This is a genomic window from Bacillus sp. FSL W7-1034 (genome assembly GCF_038593365.1).
Classification (GTDB): Bacteria; Bacillota; Bacilli; order Bacillales; family Bacillaceae; genus Bacillus; species Bacillus altitudinis.
In genome coordinates, this window is sequence record NZ_CP151989.1 from 3,040,988 (window position 1) to 3,066,346 (window position 25,359).

A 25,359-nucleotide genomic window follows, 5' to 3' on the forward strand; every position below is an offset into this window, starting at 1 on the left:
CATTAGTTCGTTTTCATCAATAAGTAAATGAAGTAAGGTGCGCCTAAGGCAGAAACGACAAGTCCAACGGGCACCTCTGATGGAGCAAGTATGACACGCCCAAGTGTATCTGCAAGTAATAACAGCAGTGCACCAATCATAGCGGACGCCGGTATCATTCCTTGATGTTTCGGTCCAACTAGCTTTCTTGCGAGGTGTGGTGCCGCTAACCCTAGGAACGATATACTCCCTGCAACAGCGACACTTGCACCGGCTAATGCAACTGCAATCAGCATGAGAAAACTTCTTTCTTTATGAACTGAAATCCCTAAGCCATAAGATATCTGATCACCCAAATTCATGATATTTAAGTAGCGTGCCCTCACCATCGCTAATACAAGAAAAATCAGCATCCACGGCACGACTGATAAGACATATGTCCAACTTGAGCCCCAAATACTTCCTGACAGCCACACAATGGCTTGGTTAAAATCATTTGGGCTCATCTTTAATTGAATAACCACAATCGCTGCCGAAAATGCAGCATTGATCCCAATACCAGTTAAAATCAATCGAACAGGCGTAATGCCCTTTTTCCACGCTAGCACATAGATGAGGAATGCAGCAAAGGCTGCCCCTGCGAAAGCGAAAAGCGGCAGTACAAATATCGTAAAATCACCTAAGTTCGACATCGAGCCCTGAAAGGCAAAGATAAACAAAACAACCGCAAAACCTGCACCCGCATTTACACCTAGAATGCCGGGATCAGCTAAACCATTTTGAGAAACACCTTGCCAAATGGCTCCTGATACAGCGATAGAAGCGCCAACAAGTAAAGCGATGACCATCCTTGGAAGTCTGAACTCGAATAATACAAGCTCATCCATTTCACTTCCGAGTCCAAAAAATGTTTTGAATGTATCCATCGGAGAAATCCTTATCTCTCCGGTATTTAAACTTATTAGGAACACAGCCACGATGGCTAAAAAGATCATGACCATCGTTCGTTTGTATTTCTTTTTCTTTGCCTGCTGTACCATTTCCATTTAAATTCCGCTCCTTTCACGTCTCGCTAAATATAAGAAGAAAGGAACGCCTATAATGGCTGTAATGGCACCAACTGGCGTTTCAAACGGCGCATTGACAAGCCTTGCCGCAATGTCTGCATAAATGAGCAAAATAGCCCCTAAAATAGCTGAGCAAGGGATAATCCAGCGATAGTCAACGCCGACCAAGAAACGCGTAACATGAGGAATCACAAGCCCGATAAAGCCAATAGAACCTGCAACTGACACGGCTGCACCTGTTAAAAGGATCACGACCAATATGCCAAGTACCTTGACTGTTCGTGTATATTGTCCAAGCCCTTTTGCTAATTCATCACCTAAGCTTAAAACCGTGATGGAGCGGGCAAGAATCATTGCGATGATCAGTCCTACAGCCGCAACTGGAATGATGATCTTAATATTGCTCCAATTTACACCAGCCACACCGCCTGCGTACCAAAAACTCATATCTTGCGCGACGTCAAATCGAATGGCAATCGCTGAGGAAATTGAGCTTAAAAGTGCGCCAACAGCCGTACCGGCTAATGCGAGCTTCACAGGAGTAAGTCCCCCTTTTGAAAGGGTTCCAACCCCAAATACAATAGAGGCGCCAAGTGCTGCACCCAAAAATGACCAAAGAATTAATGTAAAAGAAGATTGGCCTGGGAAAAAAGCAAACGCAATGGCAATCGCAAATGCAGAGCCATTTGTCACACCCATGATTTCAGGAGACGCAAGCGCATTTCTTGTCATGCCTTGCATGATGGCACCTGATACTGCTAAAAAGGCACCGACAAGTGCGGCACCAACTGTACGCGGCAGCCTTAGTTCCCTAATGATTTGATGTGAGGTTTGTTGTGAGTCAAAATGAAAGACGGCTTCCCATACCGTGTGTAAATGAATGTTTGCCGCTCCTAGCGATACTGATAAAAAAAGACCAAATGCTAAAGCAATGATTCCTATGATGACAACAGCTGCTGTACCAAAAGGCTTTGTCACAATATCTATCGCATCATCTTTAGCTGACAGCTGTTTATTCGATTGTGAGCCCAAAACCAGTCTCTTCCTTTCCGTTCATTTCTATTCGTTATTAGTGATAATGATTATCAATCTCGGAGTCTAGTATATCACTTTCTTCACGTTTTGAAATCCTTGTTCTGATAAATTTCTTTATTTTCATCAAAAAACCGGGAGAATTTCACCATTTTCATTTTGGTCATAAAATAGCCGATGCATTTTTTCTTCTATCATGTTAAGATATAATCGCGAATGAGAATCATTATCATAAACAATTGAATAGGAGCGAACTTTTGTGAAAAAACGAACTGGACTTCTTTTGATTTCCTTCATGACCCTTATGATTTTTACTGCTGCTTGCGGCAGCACTTCCAATAAAGAATCGGGAGCCAAAAAAAATGACACGATCACCTATCAAGATGTAAAGGGTGAAGTGAAACTGCCTCAAAACCCAAAACGTATTGTGCTTCTGGCGGAAAGCTATTACGGGGATCTCGTCACACTCGGCAAAACCCCAATTGCTGCCACTGCGCCCATCTTTAAAAACCCTTTCTATAAAGGAAAAACAGATGGAGTGAAAAATATTGGAAAATCTCCCTCTGTTGAGAAAGTAGCCTCTTTGAAGCCGGATATGATCATTGCTTGGGGAGAAGATGAGAAATTTGATCAATACAAAAAAATTGCACCTACAGTTGCCATTCAATACAATCAATATTCGTTTAAAGACCAGCTAAAAGAATTCGGTAAAATGACAGGCACATCAAAAAAAGCAACGGATTGGATCACAAAATGGGATGCCAAAATTGCTGAAGTGAAACCAAAAGTAACAAAAGCTGTAGGAAACAAAACCGTTTCGATCGTATCACCATTCGATAAGGGCATTTACATTTTCGGTAACACTTTTGCACGCGGTGGTGAAATCATTTATGACGAGCTAAAATTAAAAGCTCCGAAGGCCGTCCAAAAAGAAGCCATCGACAGTGGTGTCGGTTATGCAAACATTTCTCTTGAAAAGCTTCCAGAATTTGCAGGTGATTATATTTTCACAAGCCCATGGAGCGGTTCAAAAAGTAATGGCGATCAAGTGTATAAAAGCAGCATCTGGGCATCACTTCCTGCTGTCCAAAACAAACGTGTATTTGAAACAGATACAGTCGGTTACTTCTTTAATGACCCTGTGTCACTAGAAGGTCAGCTCGAATTTATTGTGGATCGATTAACATCTGCCTCATAAAAAAATACGTTTCTCCAATGCTGGAGAAACGTATTTTTTAAACTGTACCTTTGGCAAATTTTTTGGACATGAATGGGTAGAGTAAAATGCCAACTAAGAACAATCCAATACCAAGACCAAATGTTTTTAAATCAGCTGTGCCTGAAATAATGACCCAAGCGGAATACCCCATGGCCACAAGCGCAATGATCCCGTCTCTTGTCCGGTTTCCTTTTTGGAGCTCATATGTGTCACCTTGCATGATGACCTTAAAGCTGTAGATCGACGACACGATATACGGAATGAGATACGCAAGTGTCGCTGATGTTGTTAAGAAAGTAAAGGCTTCATTAATCGTACGTGACATGACTGAGAAAATAAACAGCTGTGACATGATATTTGTGACAGTCAAAGCAAAAACAGGACTCCCTTTTTTGTTTGTTTTTGCAAACACTGCTGGGAAATCGCCAGCTTTTGCTGCTTGATAAGGGACTTCAGAACCAAGCAAAATCCAGCCAAGCATCGAACCAAATAAACAAATGATCGCAAGAAGTGCCATGACAATGCCGCCAGCCGGTCCGATAATGAGCTGAAGCACGTCTACGAATGGTTTATCAGAACCTTGCAATTGATCATGCGGCAGAACGCCCATTGTAATCAAGGTAATAATCATATAAATAGACAGTGCAATTAAAAGTCCTGTAATCGTCGCACGTTTGACATCACGCTGCGAGGAAGCTCTTCCTGATAAAATGACAGCAGATTCGATGCCGATAAATGCCCATAGTGTGGAAATGGCCGCATGATGAATTTGGCCTCCAAGTCCGAGCACTCCTTCACCACTTGCTGCTTCAACAGGGAAGTAATAATGTTCAAATAATGCGGTTTGGAATGCAAATAAGCCTGCGACAATAAAAAGGACGAATCCAAGCACCTTTGAAAAGGTCGTAATAAAGTTCAGCTTACTTGCTGCGCTTAAGCTTGTAATTAAAATCGTATGAGTCCCCCATAGAAGGATTGTACATATGATAAACGTTGTGAGCTGACCAAGTGTGATCGCTTCTTTTCCAAAAGTAAAGATCTCCGTTTTCACGGTTAAAATTGGGAAAAAGGTTGTTAAATAACCAGCTAGGCTTGTGATAATGGCGACATTACTAATCCAGCTTGCCACCCAATATCCCCAAACCATTGTAAAACCGGCTGCTTTTCCTTTTTTCGGATCTTTAAAAAGCGCTCTTGCATAGCTTTGTGGTCCAGCTGTCAGCTGCGGTTTATGAATGGACAAATGTCCAAACACAAAGGCAATCATCAGTACGCCGCCACCTGTGACAAGCCATGCCATCGTCACACCTAAAGGACTTGCATGCTGGGCAAGTGTACTAGGCAGCATAAAGATGCCTGAACCTACCATATTTCCGACGACAAAAGCCGTCAATAACCAAAAACCCCATTTTTTTGTCTGTTCCATTTTCGTACCTCCGTTATATTCACTTTGGACCAGACCCGGCAGTATCTTCATTGATATATTTGTGAAGCAATGACTTGCATTCTTTATGTTCATGTTGGGTCACTTTCTTACCAGCATACCCTTTTCTTAGGCAATCAGAACATAAAAAAAAGCCTGAACAAAAGTCCATGCTTTTCAAAACATACACCTTGATCTCCGGATAGCCCTCCACGCTTCAAAGACGTGGCAGTCCTGCATTTGTTCAATGCAGACCCAGCATAAAGAAAGTTGGAGCTCTCTCTACACTTCGGCGCTGATGCCTTTTTTCTCATGATCAACGATTCCATCTCTCCCATGAGTGACTCATCATCCGCGCAACCTCTACCTCACTGAGACATAGCGTGAGGATTTCTATTCGTTTTTACTACACGAAGGTTATCAAACATTCTCATATCTGTCAAAGGGAAAAACATAGAAAAAAGGCAGAGAAATGATTCTCCGCCTTTTTGTCAGCTTATTGATGGTTGTTTTTCTTCTTTTGGACAGCTTCTTGAAGCGGATCGCCTGCTAGTTCTTTACTTGCTTCTTCTAACAGCTGATCTACCTGCTGATGGTCTTTCTCGCTTTTCGCCTTTTTATCCTTTTGGAAAAATGACATCGCTATTTCCCCCCTTTTCATAAAATGCCTTTGCCTGTTTAATTTGTGCTACAGCGCTCAGCATTATACAAAGAGGAGCGGTTCATTCATCGTGAAAGGTCTGTCTCATTTTTTGCAAATACGTTAGAAAGGTCTTTAAGTCTTCCTCTGTGAAGTCTGACATCATATGCTGAATCACCTTTCCAAAAAGACGTGTATGCTTTTCGTAAATAGCCAGCCCTTTTTCCGTGGCTTCTAGCCGGACAAGGGAATGATCGTCCTTGTCCCGTTCTCTCTGAATGTAGCCTTGCTCACATAATTTATTGAGGGCTATGGAAGCGGCACCTGGGTTGAGAGAGAGTCTTTGTTTGAGCTCTTCAGCATGTGATACTTTTCCTTGTATCAATATAGAAAGAGCATATATCTGTGGAGGCGTGATGTCTTTTTCTAACTCAAGTAACTTGCGGTTTAATTTACGGCTGACTTCATAATGTACAAGAACAATTTCTTTTAAAATGTCTGCATTACTCATCCGAATCGCATCCTTATCGTTAGTGTCAACATGACTTCCTTCTTATTATAGAATGTTTTTCCAAACAGCCAACTATTTTATCCCATTTTCTTTAGAAATAAGCCTTGCTGAATGGATTCACCCTTGATATAGTGAGTACTTGAACAAAAAACAGAACAGGAGTACGCATCATGACAGGAAAAACACATATTATGGGCGGAATTGCCGCCTCCACAGCCGTCGCCTATTATTACGGATTCGAACCAGTGACGATGGCTGCTGCTGGATCAGTAGGTGCCCTCATCCCAGATCTATGTCATACGAAAAGCAAAATCGGCAGGAAATTCCCGCTCCTTTCCACACTGATCAGTAGTGTGTTCGGTCACCGCACCTTTACACATAGTTTATTATTTCTGCTGATCATTTATTTTATTGCGACAACATACATTCCAAATGACAGCCTCAGTACCGGGTTACTAGTTGGGATGGCAAGCCACCTCATCCTTGATGCAGGCACAGTGAACGGTATTAAATTTTTGTTCCCTGCAACCATGAAAGTACGTCTCCCCTTTTATGTCAAAACAGGCAGCACAGGAGAACAAGTCGTACTAGCTGCTCTGACCATTGTCACCTGCTATTACATGGCTGTCATTTGCGGAATATCCATCCCATTGCCGTTTTAGAAAAAGAAAAAAGAGTTTTGCAAAAAAGCAGGATATGAATTGATCATTCCTCATTTTTTTAGTAGTTTTAAGATAAGTGTTTTTGCCTTGCAGCTGAATACAGAATGGTGAGGAGTTACATAAATGAAAGCGTTTTTCAAAAATCACTGGTTTTTAGTGTACTCCATCCTCTTTATGTGGATGAAAACATACATCATTTATCAATTCGGATTTCATATACGAACGGCCAATCTGTTTCACGAATGGCTGCTTTTGATCAATCCACTTAGCTTTTTGCTCCCTTTGTTTGGGATTGCTCTTTTCTTAAATGAAACGAAACAAAAGGTCTTTTTATTGACCACAAATTTTATTTTGACAGCCATTTTGATATCGAATACGATCTTTTACGGTTTTTATATTGATTTCATTACCATTCCTGTCTTATTTCAAGCAAAGAACATGGGAGATATGGGCAGCAGTATGACTGAATTGTTTCATCCGCTATTTATACTCATGCTGATTGATTTTGTGGTGCTGGCATGGCTCTTAAAACGGAAACCGCTATCACCAAAAGCGTCTTTTAAGACGATCAAAACATACTATGTGGTTTGCTGCAGCTTGCTATTGTTCCATGTCAGCTCAGCTTTGATGGACCACCCTCGATTTTTGACAAGCTCATATGATCGAGAAGTCATTGTTCGAAATCTTGGGCTGTTTCAATTCCATTTGTATGACGGTGCCGCTCAAACAGCACGAATTGGACAAAAAGCCTTTGCTGACGAAGATACACTTTCAACAGTGGCAAACTACACAAAAGCTGATTACAGTGCACCGAATAAAGACTACTTTGGACTTGCTAAAGGCAAAAATGTCGTGTTCATTTCACTTGAATCAACGCAGCAATTTGTCATGAATCAAAAGGTGAATGGACAATACATCACACCATTTTTAAATGAACTTGCCAAAAAAAGCTTCAATTTTGATGAATTTTATCAGCAGACAGAGCAAGGCAAAACGTCGGACTCAGAGTTTATCGTCGCAAACTCCCTCTATCCATCTAGCAGTGGCGCTGTCTTTTTCACAGCGAGTGACAACGAATATGACACACTGTACAAGCAATTGAAAAAAGAGAATTATCAATCCGTCCAATTTCATGCGAATAATAAAACGTTCTGGAATCGTGATGTGATGTATGAATCTCTTGGGATTGACCGCTTTTATGATGTCGATTCATTTGATGTCAATGAACAGAATTCGACTGGCTGGGGCTTAAAGGATATCGACTTTTTTGACCAATCCATCGATTATTTAAAAAAGCTGAAGACGCCTTATTACAGCACGTTTATTACCTTAACCAATCACTTCCCATTTGAAATTGATCCAAAGGATCAGTTCATTGATGAATACGATTCGACTAGCACCATTTTAAACCGCTATGTGACCACCGTCCGCTATCAAGATGAAGCCATCAAAAGGTTCTTTGAACGAATGAAAGAAGAAGGACTATATGAAAATACAATGTTTGTCCTGATGGGAGACCACTATGGCATTTCAGAAGCACATCATGAGGCAATGGCAGAGCTGCTGAAGCAGGATGAAATCACACCGTTTGATGCGGTTAAACTGCAGCGGGTCCCTTTTTTGATTTACATTCCTGGGGTGACAGACGAGGCCCCTCAAACCATTTCTGAAACAGCCGGTCAAATGGATGTCAAACCGACACTTCTTCATTTACTCGGCATTGAATCAAAAGATTCTATTCAATTTGGGAATGATCTTTTCTCCAATGAACGGACACCGTTCGCTGTGCTGAGAAATGGAAACTTTATTACGGATGATTATCTTTATACAAAGAACACGTGCTATGATCAAAAAACAAAACAACCTGTTGAAGAAGATGAAGTATGCCAGCCTTATATAGAAAAAGCCAATAAAGAGCTGTCTCTATCAGATAAAGTGATCAACGGGAACTTACTACGTTTTTATCAGCATTAAAAGCTGCCCTCTGGCGGCTTTTTCTTTTCTCTTTTCCTGAAAGCCTATGAATGGTCAAATAAGTTTGATTATAATAAAGGATACACATGATGTTGAATGATAAAGAGGTGTGATCATGAAATATTTATTCTTAACCTACGTCACCATCTGTTTGCTCCTGACTGGGTGTCAAACGGAGTCGACGTCATCAGATCAAAGCAAAAAAACAGAACTTGTGATTTCAGCGGCGGCAAGCCTGCAGGATGCTTTGAAAGAGATTGAATCTGCCTATGAAGATGATCATCCAAACGTGACACTCACGAATAATTTCGGGTCATCCGGCGCATTGAAACAGCAAATCGCTCAAGGAGCAAAAGCGGATCTCTTCTTCTCAGCAGCTGAAGAGCCTTTTGATGACCTTGTTCAATCTGGCGACATTGATCAGGATCATGCAAAGGATGTCATACAAAATGAGCTTGTCCTCATCGTGCCAAAAGAAGGTTCCTCTTCTATCAAAACCTTTTGCGATGTTGATCACATAAAAGGAAAGATAGCGCTTGGCACACCTGAATCTGTTCCTGCTGGTACATATGCAAAAGAGATTTTCACAAAACTGAATATATGGGATCAAGTGAAACAGAACGCTGTCTATGGCAAGGATGTTCGTCAAGTATTAAACTATGTCGAAACAGGAAATGTGGAAGCTGGTGTCGTGTATAAGACGGACGCGCTCGTTTCTCGCAAAGTAAAGATAGTAGATGAGGCAAATCAAGACATGCATTCCCCCATCATTTATCCTGTTGGCATTGTAAAACAGACCGATCACATGAAAGAGGCGAAAGCATTTTTTCAATATCTCCAATCAGATCCAGCCGCAGCGATTTTTAAAAAGTACGGCTTTCAAGTGAAATAATGCCGATGCTGACCGAAGATTTTCTTTCACCTATCTGGCTGTCCGTACAAGTGGCTGCTTTCAGTGGATTATTGGCTGTCGTTTTAGGAACGTCCATTGGTTTTTGGATGGCGCGTACATCTTTCAAAGGAAAAATGATCGTGGAAACGCTCCTCATGATGCCGCTTGTCCTTCCGCCAACGGTCGTAGGATTTCTGCTGCTCGTTGCGTTCGGGAAGAACAGCGTGATTGGACAAGCGATTGAATGGATCTTCCATCAGCCTGTCATCTTCACTTATTGGGCAGCAGTCATTGCATCGACAGTTGTCGCATTCCCGCTCATGTATCAATCAGCGAAAGCTGGATTTTCTACGATTGAGTCAGACATTGAAGGTGCTGCAAAAGTTGATGGTGCGCATTCTTTCCAGGTCTTTGCCTATATTACCGTCCCACTCGCACTGCCATCTCTTCTCTCTGGTGCAGTTTTAAGTTTCGCAAGGGCGTTAGGAGAATTTGGAGCGACTTTAATGTTCGCTGGCAACATTCCTGGGAAAACGCAAACCCTCCCAACAGCCATCTATGTGGCGATTGATTCTGGACGAATGGAACTTGCGTGGGCTTGGACCATTTGTATTGTGATCCTGTCTTTCCTCATGCTGTTGGCTGTGCGCCGAAGCAGGAATTAAAAAATCCCCTTCTCAAAAAGAGAAAGGGATTCAGATTGTTGACAAAGGGCTAAAATGAACTTGATTTTAGCCCTTTGTCTTCTTTTCAGCGTGATAGAAAACCTTTGCTGTACTGGTGTCACATTTGTGAGCACCTGCACGCAGGACTGACAAAGAATGCGAGGGTTTGTCTACACGCTGAGGGAATAATTTTATTTATTCAAACCCAACCGTCATCGTTTCTGGATTAGACCCGACACGTTCGTTATTATTAAGTGCATTGATTTTTTCCATGTCTTCTTGTGAAAGCTCGAAGTCAAAAATGTCGGCATTTTGTTTAATGCGATCTTCATTGATTGATTTTGGAATGGTGACAACGCCGCTTTGCAGATCCCAACGCAAGATCACTTGAGCCACAGATTTGTTGTATTGTGCTGCAATTTCCTTTAATACGTCATGATCCAAAAGCTTTCCTTGCATCAGCGGAGACCATGCTTCAATTTGAATGCCTTTTTCTTTCGCATATTGTCGTAATTCTACAAGTGTCAGTTTTGGATGAAACTCCACTTGATTCACCGCTGGAACAACCTCCGCATCTTTTAACAGCTCTTCTAAATGCTGCACGTAGAAGTTGCTGACACCAATCGCTCTTACTTTTCCATCTTTATAAAGCTTCTCAAGCGCACGCCATGTCTCTTTAAATGTATCTGCATTTGGTCCAGGCCAATGAATCAAATAGAGGTCTAAGTAATCAAGACCGAGCCGGTTTAAGCTTGCGTCGCATGCAGCGAGTGCTTTGTCATATCCTTGATCTGTGTTCCATACTTTTGACGTAATGAACAATTCTTCTCTTTTTACGCCAGATTCTTTAATGGCTTTCCCTACGCCTGTCTCGTTTTTATAAACGGCAGCCGTATCAATGCTGCGATAACCGTTTCGTATGGCTGCTTTTACGGCATCAACCACTTGGTTGCCGTCCTCCACTTTGAATACACCTAAACCAAACCATGGCATTTCTACTCCGTTATTTAGTGTTACGGTATCATTCAAGCTTTTGACCATGTTAACAACCACCTTTTCATAGATTCCATCTTTTTCATTATCTCATGTTGCGTTTGAAAACTCTATTATCAGGCGTTTCTCTTCGCTTCAATCGCTAGTAGCAAAGCACCTGTCATACCTGCCTTGTCCTCAAGTCCAGGAGAGACAATGTATGTATCAAGCGGCGGCATGTCGACATAATCATTGACATACGCAGCCAGCTTCTCTCGAATGAGCGGAAATAGCTGTTTTTGCTTCATGACGCCTCCACCCATGATGATGCGTTCTGGGCTTAATATCAGCGTGTATTGCATTAATGCCTGTGCTAAATAATCTGCTTCAAGAGACCAAACTTCTTCTTCTTCGGTAAGCTCTTTAGCCGGCTTTCCCCACCTTGCCTCAATAGATGGTCCTGCCGCCAGTCCTTCTAAGCAAGTACCATGCGCCGGGCAGACACCTGCAAACTGATCTGATTCATGCTGCCTGACCAGGATGTGTCCCATTTCTGGATGTGAGTGACCGTGGAGAAGCTCATTTTTCACAACAGCCCCGGCACCAATCCCCGTACCGACCGTGATATACAGACAGCTGCTTAGCCCTTTGGCGGCCCCTTTTGTCAGTTCACCTAATGCTGCGGCATTGACATCTGTCGTAAAGGACACCGGTACACCTAATTGTTTCTCCAGCTCAGGTATCAACGGGTAATGCTTCCATTCAACTTTCGGCGTATTCATGATGTAACCGTAAGAAGGATCGTCTTTCTGGACACAAATCGGTCCAAAGGAACCGACCCCTAATGCTGCAATTTCATGTTGCTGAAAAAATGGAATAAGTGATTGGATGGTTTTTTCCGGGTGCTCTGTTGGAATGATTAATTCCTCTATGATATCCCCATGCTCATTGCCAATGGCACAGCAGAACTTTGTCCCCCCAGCTTCAATCGCTCCGTAATATGTCATCCTGCCTCTCCCCCTGCTCGTCTCTTTTTTTCATCATAAAACAAAGGGGAGAAGTTGACAACATCATGTATTGGTCAGCAAGACTGCTTCCATGTCATTGATATACTCCCTTAAATGATGAGCAATATCACGATTGATTTCGCCATTTTCATATAAGGTTTGGATTTCATTCCGAATCGTCTGTACGGCTTGGAAGTTAAGCTCTTTCTTCTTCCGGTCAAACGTACGATCCTTTTGCTGGAAGAAAGAAGGACCATGTTCACAGCGGAAAATCACTTGATTGTAAAACCCAATGACTTGATGACACGTTTGTTGATTGTCTTCGGTCATATGGTGCTTAATAGAATCCACCGCAGCTTCAGCCGTTTTCTTACGGATTTGTTTATACGATTCCTCGTTTTCTAATATGCCGCTCGAAATACGCTGATGCGGACGCCACAATTGAAGCCATTGTAGTAAGCGCAGAAACTTCACTTTTGAGAAACGAATTTTAAAGGAGTTGGAATAGAGCATTTCCAGCTCATGAAATCTCTCCTGCAGCTCATATGCTTCTTCTTTGTCGATTTTCTCTTCCTCAATCAACTGCTGAAGTTTCATCTGTTCTGCTTTAATACCATGCAGTCTGATTTTTCTCTCTTGTTTTCTCATACCAAACTGGTACGGTTCCCGCTGAATATTTCGTAGCTTCATTCGGAAATCATTGATGAGTGCAAGGGATACTTCTCGATTGTCCTCATTCATTCCTTCTTTTAACGTTTTAATGGCACTTCTCAGCAGCTTCCGTTTTGCGTGCTGAATCTTTGTATCTAAGTCCACATCCACTTGCTTATCTTTTTTCTCCGATAAAATAGGCAGTAGCACACTCGCTAAAATGAGTGTACATAAAATGACGCCTGCTGCGAGGAAAATAATTAAATGACGCTCAGGGAATGGTGAGCCGTCTGCAAGCGTAAACGGGATGGAGAAAGCACCCGCTAATGTAACAGCACCACGAACACCAGAGAATGTCATCAGCATGGAAGCACGCAGTTTCGGTTTTTTCGTGTTCTTCTTTTTCGATACACTCCAGTTCCCTGCCCAGAACAGCCAAACCCATAGGAATCTGAGAATCATTAGACAGAATGTAATGATTAAAATGTAACTGATGACTTGCATATTATTAAAGGCTTCATCTTGGAAAATGACGGTCGATACATCAGGAATTTGTAATCCAAGTAAAACGAAAACAAGGCCATTTAAAATAAATAAAATAATATTCCACGTGTTTGAAGAAGCAATTTGCAGTTTTGCTAAATTCGCTTCCATTCGGTCTTGCTCGATGGCATGTGTCACACCACCGGCAACAACGGCTAAAATGCCGGATACGCCAATTTCTTCCGCTGCTAAATAAATCACAAACGGCGTGAGGATTTGCAGGATGATGTGCATTGTGACATCGTCCATGCCTAAACGGCGGAGAAAATAGCGGAAACGAATGATAAAAAACGACAGAATAAATCCGGTCAATAATCCGCCAGCAGCAATCAGAACAAAGCTAAAGGATGCCTCTGCAATGGAAAATGCCCCTGTAACCGTTGCTGCAATAGCAAATTTAAAAGCAACAAGTCCTGACGCATCGTTCATCAGCCCTTCGCCTTCCAGCAGTCTCATGATCCCCTTCGGCATATTCACACGGCTGGAAAGTGCACTTACAGCCACTACATCTGTCGGTGATAAAATCGCTGCAAGCGCAAATGCAGCTGGAAGTGGTATGCTTGGAATCATCCAATGGATGGTATATCCTGCGACAATGACTGTCGCAAATACGAGCCCTAAAGCTAATAGAAGAATGGGCGCTCTTAATTTCCACAGCTCGTCCCTTGGGGTACGCTTCCCATCATTAAATAACAGCGGTGCAATGAATAAAACGAAGAATAGCTCAGGATTTAAAGAAATATGTAAACCTGAAGGAAAAGCTGCGACCAATATCCCTAAACCCACTTGGATTAATGGAACTGGAATAAAGGGCAGAAAACGATTGATAATATTAGATGATGCAATGAGTGCTAGTAGTACGAGCACTGCCAAAAAAATCTCCACTAGTACATGTCCCTCCCATTTCATTTTTTCCGTCATGTTTTGCTTACATGCAAAGATGTGTTCATTTCTTTCTGATCCATCCGTTCGGTCATGAGCGTTTCTTTAGTATCCCGCAAAAAGCGAAACCAACACATAACAATCCATCTAGGCAAAAAAAGACTGAATCTACATATTCAGTCAAATGACAATATTTTCATCTCGTGTATTGTTCCAATGATGAATAAAGAACCTACTTTTATTTTACACGAAAACAGCTTGACCTGCTGACATCAAGCTCGAATAACACATAAAAAAAAGAGCGACATCGCCCTTTTCTTTACCCTTTATTTAAAAAATAAGACCTAGCGGGAAGCCGCCATTTGAATAAGTAGGAACAAACCCTGCATATGACGAGGATGACAAACAGCAGATATAAAGCAAGCTCTCCTTGCGCTAAGCCGAGTCCGACGAGTAAACCGCCAAGGGCTGCCCATACTGCGTAAATCTCTGCTTTTAGCACAAGTGGCTTTCGTCCTGCTAATAAATCACGCACAATGCCGCCGCCGCTTCCAGTCAAAATGGCTGCCACAATGACCGCACTGAGCGGGAGCTCTCTTTGTACAGCAAATAATGCGCCTTGAATCGCAAAGGCTGCTAAACCGATCGCATCCGAGAAATTCCCCCACGTGCTCCAGTGCTTGAGCAAAAGCTTTGGAAATAGGAACACGATCGTAATGGATACAAGGGCAATGGTAAACATTTTGCCCTGCGACCATAAAGCAGACACCGGAAGACCAATTAATAGATTCCGAATTGCTCCCCCGCCAAATGCTGTGACAATCCCTAAAATGTACACACCAAGAATATCGTACTCTTCTTCCATTGCGACAATCGCACCACTAATGGCGAATGCCACAATGCCAATAATACTTAACACTTCCCATGCCATTTTCCGCTTATCTCCTTACCATTGTCTGATCATCTAACACTCTCCCCTTAATGTATATCTGACACAAATGAAAAGCAATACAAATTTTCTTTAAATTTTATCTTTTTGCAAAAATAAAAAATAGCCTGCTTTTAAGCAGGCTCAGATTGTTGACAAAGGGATAAAATGAACTTTATTTTATCCCTTTGTCTACTTTCAGCGTGATAGAAAACCTTTGCAGTCTAGGAAAGACGAGCACTGGAGCGGAGCGAATTTGACATTCGTGAGCACCAGCGCACAGGAATGACACCGAATGCGAGGGTTTGTCTACACGCTGATAGCCTGCTTTTAAGCAGGCTATCTCCTCAATCTTCTTTTGCATTTAAAAGCAGCATACTAATGATGATCAGAATAAATGCAATGAGAGCTAAGAGTGGAATGGTGATAAAACCAAACCAGTTCAGATAATCAACGGAACAAGGAATACCGCTTAGACAAGGACGAATCGATGCAAAGCCTGGAATCTTTTGTTCCATATAATGATAGATGGAAAAGCAAGCACCAATCCCGGCCAAAGGGAGAACGTAGTACTTCACTTTGACATCGCCACGGAATGTAGCAATTCCAAGTAAAAGCACAAGCGGATACATGAAAATGCGCTGAAACCAGCACATATCACATGGAATAAACTTCTTTACTTCGCTTAAATACAGGCTGCTCATCGTCGCCACAATTGAGACAATCCAAGCGCTGTATAAGTAAATCAGTTTATTTTTCATGATTTTTTCCCTTTCAGCTCTTGATCAATTAATTCTTTGATTTCATCATAGTCATAAAAGTTTTGGACTTGTTTATTGTTAATGAAAATAGTTGGTGTTGCATTTACTTTGTATTGATTCACCAACTGATCATCTGTGTTCAGCTGTGGCTGATATGTTTTCTTTGATAGGTTATCTTTCAGCTTGTCCGTATCAATTTTCGTTGTCTTCTTCGCCAATTCGGTGAGCTTTGCTGGCGTTACCCATTCTGCTTCACTATCTGGTTGTGCGTTGTAGACCGCTTCATGAAATGCCCAGAAGTTTTTCGGATCTTCTTTCCACACTTCTTCAGAAGCCAGTGCTGCTAATACCGCACCGTCCCCATGAACAGGCAGTGGTAAGTTAATAAATGAGAAGGATACATCGCCATTATCTATGTAGTCTGCTTTCAATTTTGGGAAAATGTCAGTCTCAAATGATTTACATGATGGACATTTGTAGTCCCCAAACTCGACAACTTGCACTTTTGCCTTTTGATCTCCCATGACAGGCTGTCCTTTAATAGACGGCTTACTGTCGACTGTTTGTGCTTCTTGGCTGTTGTTGTTACCGATCACAACGAAAATACCGATGAGAAGAGCTGCAATGATGGTTAATATAACTGCAAACTTGATGGATGAAGATTGATTATTTTTTTTACTCACAAAAGCACCTACCTTATCTTTTTCATTCATTCCTTCACAAAGAAAAAGGATAACAGCTCAGGAAAATGCCATTATCCATCTTCTTCTATTTTAACAAGAGGGGGTCTATTATGAAAGACGCTATTCATGAATTTTTCCTTACAATTTTATTTCATGACCCTCATCGCATTTAAAACAGCCAGTACAGTGACACCAACATCCGAGAAGACGGCTTCCCACATCGTTGCAATACCGAATGCACCTAGTATGAGAAAGACGGCTTTCACCCCAAGAGCAAACGCAATATTCTGCCATACGATGGCTCTCGTTCTTTTAGCGACAGCAATAGCTTCCGCTACCTTCGATGGCTGATCTGTCATAATCACAATATCAGCCGCTTCAACTGCTGCATCTGAACCAAGTCCACCCATGGCAATACCTATATCCGCTCTTGCCAAAACCGGCGTATCGTTTATGCCATCACCAACAAACAATAATTTGTCTTGAGATGCTTTTTTCTCATACATGTCTTCGATTTTGGCGACTTTATCCTGTGGCAATAATTCAGTGTGAACTTCGTCAATGCCGATCTGCTGTGCGACTGCATTTCCTACTTGCGAAGCATCCCCTGTAAGCATCACGGTTTGAATGCCCGCAGCTTTTAGAGAAGATATCGCTTCAACTGCATCGTCTTTTACTTCATCTGCAATCAAGATCGATCCCGCAAACTCACCGTCTATTGCTAAATACACAACCGTTCCGCTTCGTTTTTCTTTTTCAAAAGCAATGCCCTCTCGTTCCATAAGGCGATGGTTACCTGCCAATACATGGGCTCCGCGAATTGTCGCTTTGATCCCATGACCCGCAATATCCTCGTAAGATTCGATCTGGCTCTCATCAAGAGACGCTCCATAAGCCGCCTTAATCGATTCTGCAATCGGATGCGAAGAATGCGCTTCTGCCAGTGCTGCAAAAGAAAGCAATTCCTCTTCTGACCATTTCTCATTCGCTGCTTCGATATGAGTGACTGTAAAGTTCCCTTTTGTCAAAGTACCTGTTTTATCAAACACCGCATAGCGAACAGAGTTCAAGGCTTCTAAGTAGTTACTGCCTTTCACTAAAATGCCTCGTTTTGATGCGGCACCAATCCCGCCAAAGAAACCTAATGGAATGGATACAACGAGAGCACATGGACACGAAATGACAAGAAAGACAAGTGCCCGGTACACCCAATCAGACAATTGAGCTGATGGGATGAGAAGCGGTGGTACAAAGGCAAGCAATAAAGCTAGCACGACCACAGCAGGTGTATAATATTTAGCGAACTTTGTGATAAAGTTTTCTGTCTGCGCTTTACGGCTGCTTGCATTTTCGACTAAATCCAAAATCTTCGTAACCGCTGACTCACTGAGCTCTTTTTGCACTTCAATTTCAAGAATACCGTTTTGGTTCACAAATCCGGCAAGCACTTCTTTTCCTGCTTCCACATCTCTTGGAACAGACTCCCCAGTTAGTGCAGAGGTATCCACAAGAGAATAACCGTCTATCACGCGTCCATCCAAAGGAATTTTTTCACCTGGTTTGACGACAATACGGTCACCAGCTTTGACTTCTTCCGGCTTTACCTTTTTTGTTTCTTGCCCCACTTTGAGGTTTGCGTATTCTGGACGGATATTCATTAATTCGCTAATTGATTTTCTAGAGCGATTCACAGCTGCCCCTTGGAACAGTTCTCCAATTTGGTAAAACAGCATGACTGCCAGTGCCTCAGGATACTGCTGAATCACAAAAGCACCAACTGTAGCTATGGTCATTAAGAAGTTCTCATCAAATACTTGACCGCGCACAATATTTTTCAGTGCTTTCAAGACAACATCTCCGCCAACTAGTAAATACGCGGCGAAAAACATGATGAACTTCAGTAAGCCATTGTCAGGTATAAAATAAGCCGCCGTTCCAATGACTGCACCACCAATTAATTTCAGTACAATCGTTTTTAAATTCTTTGTTCCATGATCGTGATCGTGGTGATGTCCTTCTTCTTTTGGTGATACACTCACATGAGGTTCAATGGACTGAACGGTTTTTTCAATACGCTTTGACATCGTTTCTTGTGCATCAGCATGTGTCACAGTTAATGTACCCGTCGCAAAATTAATTGAGCAGGCTTCCACTCCTTCGAGTTTGCTGACACCTGTTTCAATTTTACGTGCACAGTTTCCACAATCGAGACCGCTTAATACGTATTCATCCTTCATCTTTTTCATGTTCTCACCTTTTTCTATATAAGTAGCCTTCCCTGATTCAATCAAACCTATCAGCTGCTGTAGATATTATATATGAGCACATATTCATATATTGAATTACCCTTATTATATGAGGAGTTCTTACAAACTGTCAATCATTTATAAGCAAATGTTTGAGATTTTTCGTAATCAAGGATGTCATGTGAATTTTCAATAATCCATGCTCATGTCCCCTCTTCGTTGCATAACATAAAAACGATCGCTTGATGGGAATATTTCAGCATTTCTCTTTACAAAAGAAGGACATACGATTAGAATAAGATAAAAGTTTCCTCAAGGAAACAAATTAGCGTTAGAGAATCATTTCATCCTTTAGTCAAAATTATTAAATGTATGCATATATTTTTAGGAAACGCAATTGATGATCGAAAGGGGCCTTAAGAGATGTCATATGCTTTAACAATCGACCGCCTGTATGTCTCATACCACGGACAGGATGCACTAGAAAACGTCTCTCTTTCCATACAGGAAGGAACAATGACTGGAATCATTGGTCCAAATGGTGCTGGTAAATCGACTTTATTGAAAGCATGTTTGGATTTAATTGAAAAGGATCAAGGCGACATTCGTTTTTTTGAACAACCCTTTAAACAAGTGAGAAAACAGATCGCCTATGTACCGCAAAGAAATGATTTAGACTGGACGTTTCCTATCCATGTGCTGGATACCGTACTGCTTGGCACATACCCAAAGCTCGGACTAATCAAACGACCGAAAAAAGAAGACCGTGCCTATGCGTACCATTGCTTAGAAAAGGTCGGGATGCAGGACTTTGCCAAAAGACAGATTGGGGAATTATCTGGCGGTCAGCAGCAGCGTGTCTTCCTTGCGCGAGCACTCGCTCAAAACGCACAGCTCTTTTGTTTAGATGAACCATTTGTCGGAATTGATATGGCAAGTGAAGAAACGATGGTCCGCATTTTGAAGGAATTACGAGATGAAGGAAAAACCATTCTGGTCGTCCACCATGACTTAAGTAAAGCCGATGATTACTTCAGCCATCTCGTTCTTCTAAATAAGAAGCTGGTCAAAGCAGGGCCTGTCCATGATATTCTTCGTCCTGAGGTCATGCTCCAAGCATACGAAACACAGCTGCCATTTTTAAAATCAGCAGGAGGAGACGCGTAATGGAATTCTTAACCGGACTTTTTGAATATGCGTTTTTACAAAAAGCGTTATTTACATCCGTTATGGTAGGGATCATCTGCGGCGTCATTGGCTGCTTTATCATTTTACGGGGAATGGCTTTGATGGGAGATGCGATTTCACACGCTGTACTTCCAGGTGTCGCCATCTCTTATATGCTCGGCATTAACTTTTTCTTTGGTGCGGTTCTAACTGGTGTACTGACAGCCATCGGCATCGGATATGTCAGTCAAAACAGCCGTATTAAAAATGATTCTGCCATCGGGATCGTATTCACTGCTTTTTTTTCCATTGGGATCATTTTGATTACATTTTTGAAAAGTTCCAGCGATTTATATCATATCTTATTCGGAAACGTACTAGCCGTTCGTTCATCTGATATGTGGATCACGCTTGGCATCGGTATTTTCATTTTGCTGGCTGTCATTGTTTTCTACAAAGAACTGCTCATTAGTTCATTTGATCCAGTCATTTCTTCCGTTTACGGTTTACCGAATCGCATGATCCATTATTTCCTCATGACCTTATTGACCTTAGTGACCGTGGCATCCCTGCAAACTGTAGGTATTATTCTTGTTGTTGCAATGCTTATTACACCAGCTGCCACCGCTTATTTATTGACAGACCGGCTATGGATCATGATTTATTTATCTGCTTTTTTTGGAGCAGTTTCAGCCGTCGTAGGACTTGGGCTCAGCTTTACGTATAACTTGTCGTCTGGTGCTTCCATTGTGCTGGTCGCGACCATATTATTCGGCAGTGCCTTTATCTTTTCACCGAAACAAGGGATATTGTGGAGATCCTTAAAATCGAAGCGAAAACGAACACAGTTAAAAAAGGAAGCGTCTATGTAAAAGGAGGACATATATGAAGAAGGTATTAGCAATCCGTTTGACCGCAGTATGTATTGCCCTTTTGGTCATCGCAGGCTGTTCTACTCAGCAAAAAAGTTCCGGAAAAGATGACGATAAATTAAAAGTTGTCACGACCTACTCCATTCTTTATGACATTGTGAAGGAAGTAGGAGGACAGCATGTCTCTATTCACAGCATTGTTCCCATTGGTACAGACCCACATGAATTTGACCCACTGCCAAAGGATGTTCAGTATACGACGGATGCAGACCTTGTTCTATCTAATGGCTTGAACCTTGAAACAGGGAATGGCTGGTTTCAAAAACTGCTTGAATCGAGCGGCAAGGACGGGGATGATGCACCTGTAGCCGAACTGAGTAAAGGTGTCAAAGTGAAGCATTTGTCTTCAAAAGGGCTTGAAAGCCAGCAGGACCCACACGCATGGCTGAATGTCGAGAATGGGATTCTTTATGCGCAAAATGCCAGAGATGCGCTCATTCAAGCAGATCCTGAGCATAAAGAGGATTACGAGAAAAATGCTGAAACCTATATCAAAAAGCTTCAAACGCTTCACGATGAAGCAAAAGACAAGTTTGATCAACTGCCAAAAGATAAAAAACTCCTTGTCACAAGCGAAGGGGCATTCAAATATTTTGCGGATGCGTATGGACTGAAAGCCGGCTACATTTGGGAGATCAACACAGAAAGTGAAGGAACACCTGGACAAATGAAGCGCATCATTCATTTTGTCAAAGACCATCAAGTTCCTGCCCTTTTTCTTGAAACAAGTGTAGATAAGCGCAGCCTTGAAAGCCTATCTGAGGAAACCGGAGTTCCGATTAAGGGGAAAGTGTTTACGGATTCTATTGGCAAAGAAGGTGAAGATGGGGACAGCTACTATAAGATGATGAAATGGAATATTGACACCATTTATAAAGGACTGTCATCATAAGAAAAGACAGGTGGAGTAAATCCGCCTGTCTTTTTTGTCATCCTGCTATATTTTCCGGGTGTTTTTTCGGCCAAATGACGTAGCTGATGCTAATGATGAAATCAATGGTTAAGACCATCCCCCACACACTGACAAGCTGCATCAGAGATTCCGTTCGTTCTGGTGCTTGGATGAGATAGGTCAATCCATATAATAGCCCCGCTCCGATGACATAAGAGATGAAATGACGCGTCCAGCCCACCATTTCATACAAAGACCGCTCCTTCCCGTACTTGGGTTTCCCCTTTGGCTTAGGACCACCTGCAAAACGATAAGCAAACCGGGCATCCGCCCATTTCACCATTTGATGTCCAAAGGCCAGACTCACACCAATATAAACAGCCGCAAGCCCGTGAATGACGCTCGCCACAGCCCCTTGCTTTAAATCTATATAAGTAGCCGCAAGAAGGATGAGATCTAAAACCGGCGTACAGACAAGAAAGAAAGCACCCCATTTTTTCTGTTTAAACACATAACGCAGTGTTAAGCCCATAAGAATAAACAGCCAAAAACCAATTTCACATGCCACAATCAATAAACCGACCAATTTCCCCACATCCTTTTTAATACGATTGTATTAAATAAAAAATAACACAACTGTGTTAAAAAAACAATAGTTGTGCTAAAATCAAGGTATGCCAAAAATCGTCGATCACCATAAACAAAAACAAAAGGTCGCTCAAGCTGCTATGAGAGTGATTAAACAAGAGGGATTGGAAAGCGCTTCTGTACGAAAAATAGCCGTTGAAGCTGGCATTTCAGCCGGCTCTATGCGTCATTATTTTTCCACACAGCAAGAATTATTTCTATTCTCCATGAATTTAATTCAGGAAAGAGTGAAGGAGCGAATTGCTAAGCTTCCATTAAACGGTTCAACAGAGGAAAATGTATTCACTTTATTGGAGCAGGTTCTTCCACTAGACGAAGAACGAATATTTGAAATGGAGGTGTGGCAGGCTTTTACAGTCAAGGCACTGACTGAACCAGATTTACAGCCGCTCAATGCAAAGATGTATGACGAGCTTTTTCAAACCGTTCAATTTTGCTTAATGAAATTGAAAGAGGATGAGCTACTGCTAGATCATATCGATCTTTTATTAGAAACTGAGCGGCTTTATGCGGTCATCAATGGGCTTGCATTGAATGGAATCGTACAGCCCCATCGTTTACCGCCTCAGCTTATGCGCTCCGTGCTGCAGATGCATCTTCAATCCATCACAAAAAAAGACATGCCCTCCTTATAGAGAGCATGTCTTTTTAATCTTCCATAAAAATTCGTTTCGCCTCGTAATAGAGCACCTGTACAAATTTCTTCACATTGATACGTGTGTGCTCTTCTCTTCCACTTGTCTCTTTTGTGAGTTCACTCATTTTCTTACGCACAATGGTAAAATCGAAAAATTTTGATGCATAGTTTTCAAAGGTTGGGTGAGAAAAATCGGTTAACCCGAGCGAGGCGATGTGTTTCAATGATTGGTTGATCGCACGTCTTACCCGCTGTTCCGCTGCTTTTGCTTCTCTTGCGATGTCTGCTGATGTAAAAGGTTCGTTTAATTTATCCTCTGTGATGCCAGTGAAAATTACTTTTAATGAAGGAAAAGAGTCGTGCTGATCGGCATGTAACGCTAAATACTGATCTGTGAAAAGAATCATATCTAGTAAATCCTTAGACCCCTTTTCACCGACAATCCCAAGCTCCGCGAGCAAAAACTGACCTGCCTCTGCAAGACTTTTCCCGCGTTGCTTCGTTTTTGTCTGTCCGCGCTGCTGGAACTGCATGACCGATTTGAGCGAATGCTGAATATTTTCAATTGAGTGCTCTAAATGCAGTCGTTCAATCATGAGATGGAGCACACTTAAGACCTCTACCCGATTGATCGGCTTTGTCACATAATACTCGACACCGAGCGTATATGCCTGGCCGATGAGTTCCTTTGTTTCTACCTGTGACAGCATTAAATATTTCCCATGAAATTCATCCTTGATCGCTCGAATCGTCTCAAGACCGTCCCTTTCCGGCATCAGAAGATCAATACACAAGATATCAATATGCAAATCATTTAAGTAGCTCGCTGTTACTTCAGCACCATCCTCTGCTTCCCCTGCCACAATGCCAAGCTCTTCATCTTCAATGAGCTGTGCCAGTGAAGAACGAACAGCTTCATCATCATCAACAATAAAAAATCTCATCTCCCATTCCCCTCTTTTCTGCTGACTTGATCAATTGGTATCGTTAAAGTGAACATCGTTTGTTGATTTGGGATACTCTTCATTTCAACACTTCCGCCAAGCTTCTCGGCTGTGTCTTTCACATAGGAAAGACCGATGCCGCTTGATGGGTTCCCGGCTTGGTCGTATTTTAAAGTGAAGCCCGGTTTAAAGATTACATGATGGTTACGCTCCTTAATGCCTGGCCCGTTGTCACTGATTTGAAAAATCACATCATTTTCTTTCCGCAAAATGGATAGTGATACCTCTCCATTCACCGGAATGGCTTCAACGGCATTGGACACAATGTTATTTAATAAAGATAGAATGGTATACACGTGATAAGCGGGATGCTGCCCATCTTCATCATAATGAAAAACGATTTGTTTTTTAAGAGATTCCGCGTAATTTTCATGGATGCGGATCACAAGTCCAGCGATATGAGCAGGACTTGCATACTCCTGAAAGTTTTCCTCATGAATCAGTTTTGATAAGGCAGAAAAAATCCGCTGATTATCCTTTTTGATTTCGTGTACCTCACCTGCAATTTGCAGGGCTGTTTTTCCGAGTTTTTTCAAATCTAATGATTCCGTATCCTTTGCATGATGCAGAGATTGATACAATTGATATGAAGTAGCTGTAATGTGCTCAGCATGTGCAAGGGTTTTATAAAAATATGTAGATTCCGTATAAAGATTTGACAGCAGCATCAACAGGTGTTCCTTTTCCTTCTTCATTTGGCGCTCTCTCGCCTGTTCTTCGTATAATCGAATCATCGTATAACAAGCCAATACGAAAAAGCTTCTGAAAATCGCCAGTACAAATAGTTGAAACAGCGTTCTCACTGTTAAAATTTCATCAATGGCTCCCCTGAGTGCAATCATTTCGACTACACTTGCACATAGTTCCATGATGATCCCTGTCGCCCCAATGAGCCAAGGCTTATCACGGAAACGTCTGACCTGTAATACATAAAAAAGCGTGCCATAGACGACGTAATACAGCAGGGAAGGAAATCTTAAAGAAACGGCCTCTTCCAGCGCTAAGTGGCCTGACACAGCGGTATCAAGAAGCACCCGGAATGCAAACACTGATCCCCCCGCAATGATGCCGCTTGCCCATGCCGGGAATTTTTTCATTTGAAGCAGGATAAAGAAAAAGACAACGGTTCCAAAGCTGACCCGAAAGCTATCCTCAAATGGATAAAATTTCAGCTCTCCCCCAATCGGAGTCAGAACAATGAGCATGATAATTAAATAAGGCTCTGTATTCAACCATTTTTTCAGTAGATTCAAACGCAGTCACATCCCTAATAATTGACGATAGTATACTATGTGAGCTTCAGAAAAACAAACAGTCCATGAAAAAACGCACACCGGACATT

The 25,359-nt window shown here is 42.0% G+C and carries 24 protein-coding genes and 1 riboswitch; of the genes, 9 read left to right on the plus strand and 15 right to left on the minus strand.

Annotated features, from left to right (window positions below):
• Positions 1-2: 2 nt before the first annotated feature.
• Positions 3-1,025 (minus strand): iron ABC transporter permease, encoded by a 1,023-nt coding sequence (locus NST73_RS15770; RefSeq protein WP_007500263.1) that lies wholly within the window; start codon positions 1,023-1,025, stop codon positions 3-5.
• Positions 1,026-2,078, minus strand: coding sequence for an iron ABC transporter permease (locus tag NST73_RS15775; protein ID WP_008347113.1), 1,053 nt, complete (start codon positions 2,076-2,078; stop codon positions 1,026-1,028). It lies immediately after the preceding gene.
• Positions 2,079-2,337: 259 nt separating this feature from the next.
• On the opposite strand from NST73_RS15775, the gene NST73_RS15780 reads away from it, so the two are divergent.
• Complete coding sequence (locus NST73_RS15780; protein ID WP_047945408.1) at positions 2,338-3,276, plus strand: iron-hydroxamate ABC transporter substrate-binding protein; 939 nt, start codon at positions 2,338-2,340, stop codon at positions 3,274-3,276.
• A 37-nt stretch (positions 3,277-3,313) separates the two neighbouring features.
• Here NST73_RS15780 and NST73_RS15785 read toward each other — a convergent pair whose 3' ends face one another.
• From NST73_RS15785 to NST73_RS15795, 3 genes are all read right to left on the minus strand, one after another.
• Entirely contained in the window at positions 3,314-4,723 is a 1,410-nt protein-coding gene (locus NST73_RS15785; protein WP_144679183.1) for an amino acid permease, read from the minus strand.
• 192 nt (positions 4,724-4,915) lie between these two features.
• Positions 4,916-5,094: riboswitch (Lysine riboswitch) on the minus strand.
• Positions 5,095-5,216: 122 nt separating this feature from the next.
• Positions 5,217-5,360: a small acid-soluble spore protein SspJ gene (sspJ, locus tag NST73_RS15790; protein ID WP_008347117.1), complete on the minus strand. Its 144-nt coding sequence runs from the start codon at positions 5,358-5,360 to the stop codon at positions 5,217-5,219.
• A gap of 82 nt (positions 5,361-5,442) precedes the next feature.
• Entirely contained in the window at positions 5,443-5,871 is a 429-nt protein-coding gene (locus tag NST73_RS15795; RefSeq protein WP_007500254.1) for a MarR family transcriptional regulator, read from the minus strand.
• Positions 5,872-6,041: 170 nt separating this feature from the next.
• Here NST73_RS15795 and NST73_RS15800 point away from each other — a divergent pair, with 170 nt between their 5' ends.
• The 4 genes from NST73_RS15800 to modB all read left to right on the plus strand — a co-directional run bounded on the left by NST73_RS15800 (position 6,042) and on the right by modB (position 10,064).
• A complete protein-coding gene (locus tag NST73_RS15800; RefSeq protein WP_008347118.1) occupies positions 6,042-6,533 on the plus strand; it encodes a metal-dependent hydrolase in 492 nt (163 codons plus the stop codon).
• Positions 6,534-6,656: 123 nt separating this feature from the next.
• Complete coding sequence (locus tag NST73_RS15805) at positions 6,657-8,507, plus strand: LTA synthase family protein (protein ID WP_342499205.1); 1,851 nt, start codon at positions 6,657-6,659, stop codon at positions 8,505-8,507.
• A 115-nt stretch (positions 8,508-8,622) separates the two neighbouring features.
• Positions 8,623-9,399 carry a molybdate ABC transporter substrate-binding protein gene (gene modA, locus NST73_RS15810; RefSeq protein ID WP_342499206.1) on the plus strand — a complete coding sequence of 259 codons (777 nt, stop codon included), beginning with the start codon at positions 8,623-8,625 and terminating at the stop codon, positions 9,397-9,399.
• Positions 9,399-10,064: a molybdate ABC transporter permease subunit gene (gene modB, locus NST73_RS15815; RefSeq protein WP_041507764.1), complete on the plus strand. Its 666-nt coding sequence runs from the start codon at positions 9,399-9,401 to the stop codon at positions 10,062-10,064. Before modA ends, modB begins: the two co-directional genes overlap by 1 nt.
• A 195-nt stretch (positions 10,065-10,259) precedes the next feature.
• Here modB and NST73_RS15820 read toward each other — a convergent pair whose 3' ends face one another.
• The 7 genes from NST73_RS15820 to NST73_RS15850 all read right to left on the minus strand — a co-directional run bounded on the left by NST73_RS15820 (position 10,260) and on the right by NST73_RS15850 (position 18,737).
• Complete coding sequence (locus NST73_RS15820) at positions 10,260-11,105, minus strand: aldo/keto reductase (protein ID WP_041507765.1); 846 nt, start codon at positions 11,103-11,105, stop codon at positions 10,260-10,262.
• A 68-nt stretch (positions 11,106-11,173) separates the two neighbouring features.
• Positions 11,174-12,043, minus strand: coding sequence for an ROK family protein (locus NST73_RS15825; RefSeq protein ID WP_342499207.1), 870 nt, complete (start codon positions 12,041-12,043; stop codon positions 11,174-11,176).
• A gap of 63 nt (positions 12,044-12,106) precedes the next feature.
• Complete coding sequence (locus NST73_RS15830) at positions 12,107-14,122, minus strand: Na+/H+ antiporter (protein ID WP_047945413.1); 2,016 nt, start codon at positions 14,120-14,122, stop codon at positions 12,107-12,109.
• Positions 14,123-14,438: 316 nt separating this feature from the next.
• On the minus strand, positions 14,439-15,050 hold the full coding sequence (locus NST73_RS15835; RefSeq protein WP_007500242.1) for a trimeric intracellular cation channel family protein: 612 nt from the start codon (positions 15,048-15,050) through the stop codon (positions 14,439-14,441).
• Between the two features lie 344 nt (positions 15,051-15,394).
• Positions 15,395-15,808: a disulfide oxidoreductase gene (locus NST73_RS15840; RefSeq protein WP_007500241.1), complete on the minus strand. Its 414-nt coding sequence runs from the start codon at positions 15,806-15,808 to the stop codon at positions 15,395-15,397.
• Positions 15,805-16,521, minus strand: coding sequence for a DsbA family protein (locus NST73_RS15845; RefSeq protein WP_008347618.1), 717 nt, complete (start codon positions 16,519-16,521; stop codon positions 15,805-15,807). Before NST73_RS15845 ends, NST73_RS15840 begins: the two co-directional genes overlap by 4 nt.
• 116 nt (positions 16,522-16,637) lie before the next feature.
• Positions 16,638-18,737, minus strand: a complete 2,100-nt coding sequence (locus NST73_RS15850; protein WP_039168260.1) for a heavy metal translocating P-type ATPase — start codon at positions 18,735-18,737, stop codon at positions 16,638-16,640.
• 423 nt (positions 18,738-19,160) lie between these two features.
• Here NST73_RS15850 and NST73_RS15855 point away from each other — a divergent pair, with 423 nt between their 5' ends.
• From NST73_RS15855 to NST73_RS15865, 3 genes are read left to right on the plus strand one after another with little or no spacing between them, the layout of a single operon-like run.
• Positions 19,161-19,904 carry a metal ABC transporter ATP-binding protein gene (locus tag NST73_RS15855; protein ID WP_160758000.1) on the plus strand — a complete coding sequence of 248 codons (744 nt, stop codon included), beginning with the start codon at positions 19,161-19,163 and terminating at the stop codon, positions 19,902-19,904.
• A complete protein-coding gene (locus NST73_RS15860) occupies positions 19,904-20,776 on the plus strand; it encodes a metal ABC transporter permease (protein ID WP_007500236.1) in 873 nt (290 codons plus the stop codon). Before NST73_RS15855 ends, NST73_RS15860 begins: the two co-directional genes overlap by 1 nt.
• A gap of 13 nt (positions 20,777-20,789) precedes the next feature.
• On the plus strand, positions 20,790-21,728 hold the full coding sequence (locus tag NST73_RS15865) for a metal ABC transporter substrate-binding protein (protein ID WP_326241668.1): 939 nt from the start codon (positions 20,790-20,792) through the stop codon (positions 21,726-21,728).
• Positions 21,729-21,765: 37 nt separating this feature from the next.
• Here NST73_RS15865 and NST73_RS15870 read toward each other — a convergent pair whose 3' ends face one another.
• A complete protein-coding gene (locus tag NST73_RS15870; RefSeq protein WP_017368056.1) occupies positions 21,766-22,314 on the minus strand; it encodes a hypothetical protein in 549 nt (182 codons plus the stop codon).
• An 88-nt stretch (positions 22,315-22,402) separates the two neighbouring features.
• Between NST73_RS15870 and NST73_RS15875 the strand changes: the two genes are divergently transcribed.
• Positions 22,403-23,011, plus strand: a complete 609-nt coding sequence (locus NST73_RS15875) for a TetR/AcrR family transcriptional regulator (protein WP_041507770.1) — start codon at positions 22,403-22,405, stop codon at positions 23,009-23,011.
• A gap of 13 nt (positions 23,012-23,024) precedes the next feature.
• Here the strand turns inward: NST73_RS15875 and NST73_RS15880 are convergent, their stop codons facing one another.
• Entirely contained in the window at positions 23,025-23,957 is a 933-nt protein-coding gene (locus NST73_RS15880; RefSeq protein WP_039168273.1) for a response regulator, read from the minus strand.
• Positions 23,954-25,270 carry a sensor histidine kinase gene (locus NST73_RS15885; protein ID WP_039168275.1) on the minus strand — a complete coding sequence of 439 codons (1,317 nt, stop codon included), beginning with the start codon at positions 25,268-25,270 and terminating at the stop codon, positions 23,954-23,956. The genes NST73_RS15880 and NST73_RS15885 overlap by 4 nt, the downstream gene beginning before the upstream one ends.
• Positions 25,271-25,359: the final 89 nt, after the last annotated feature.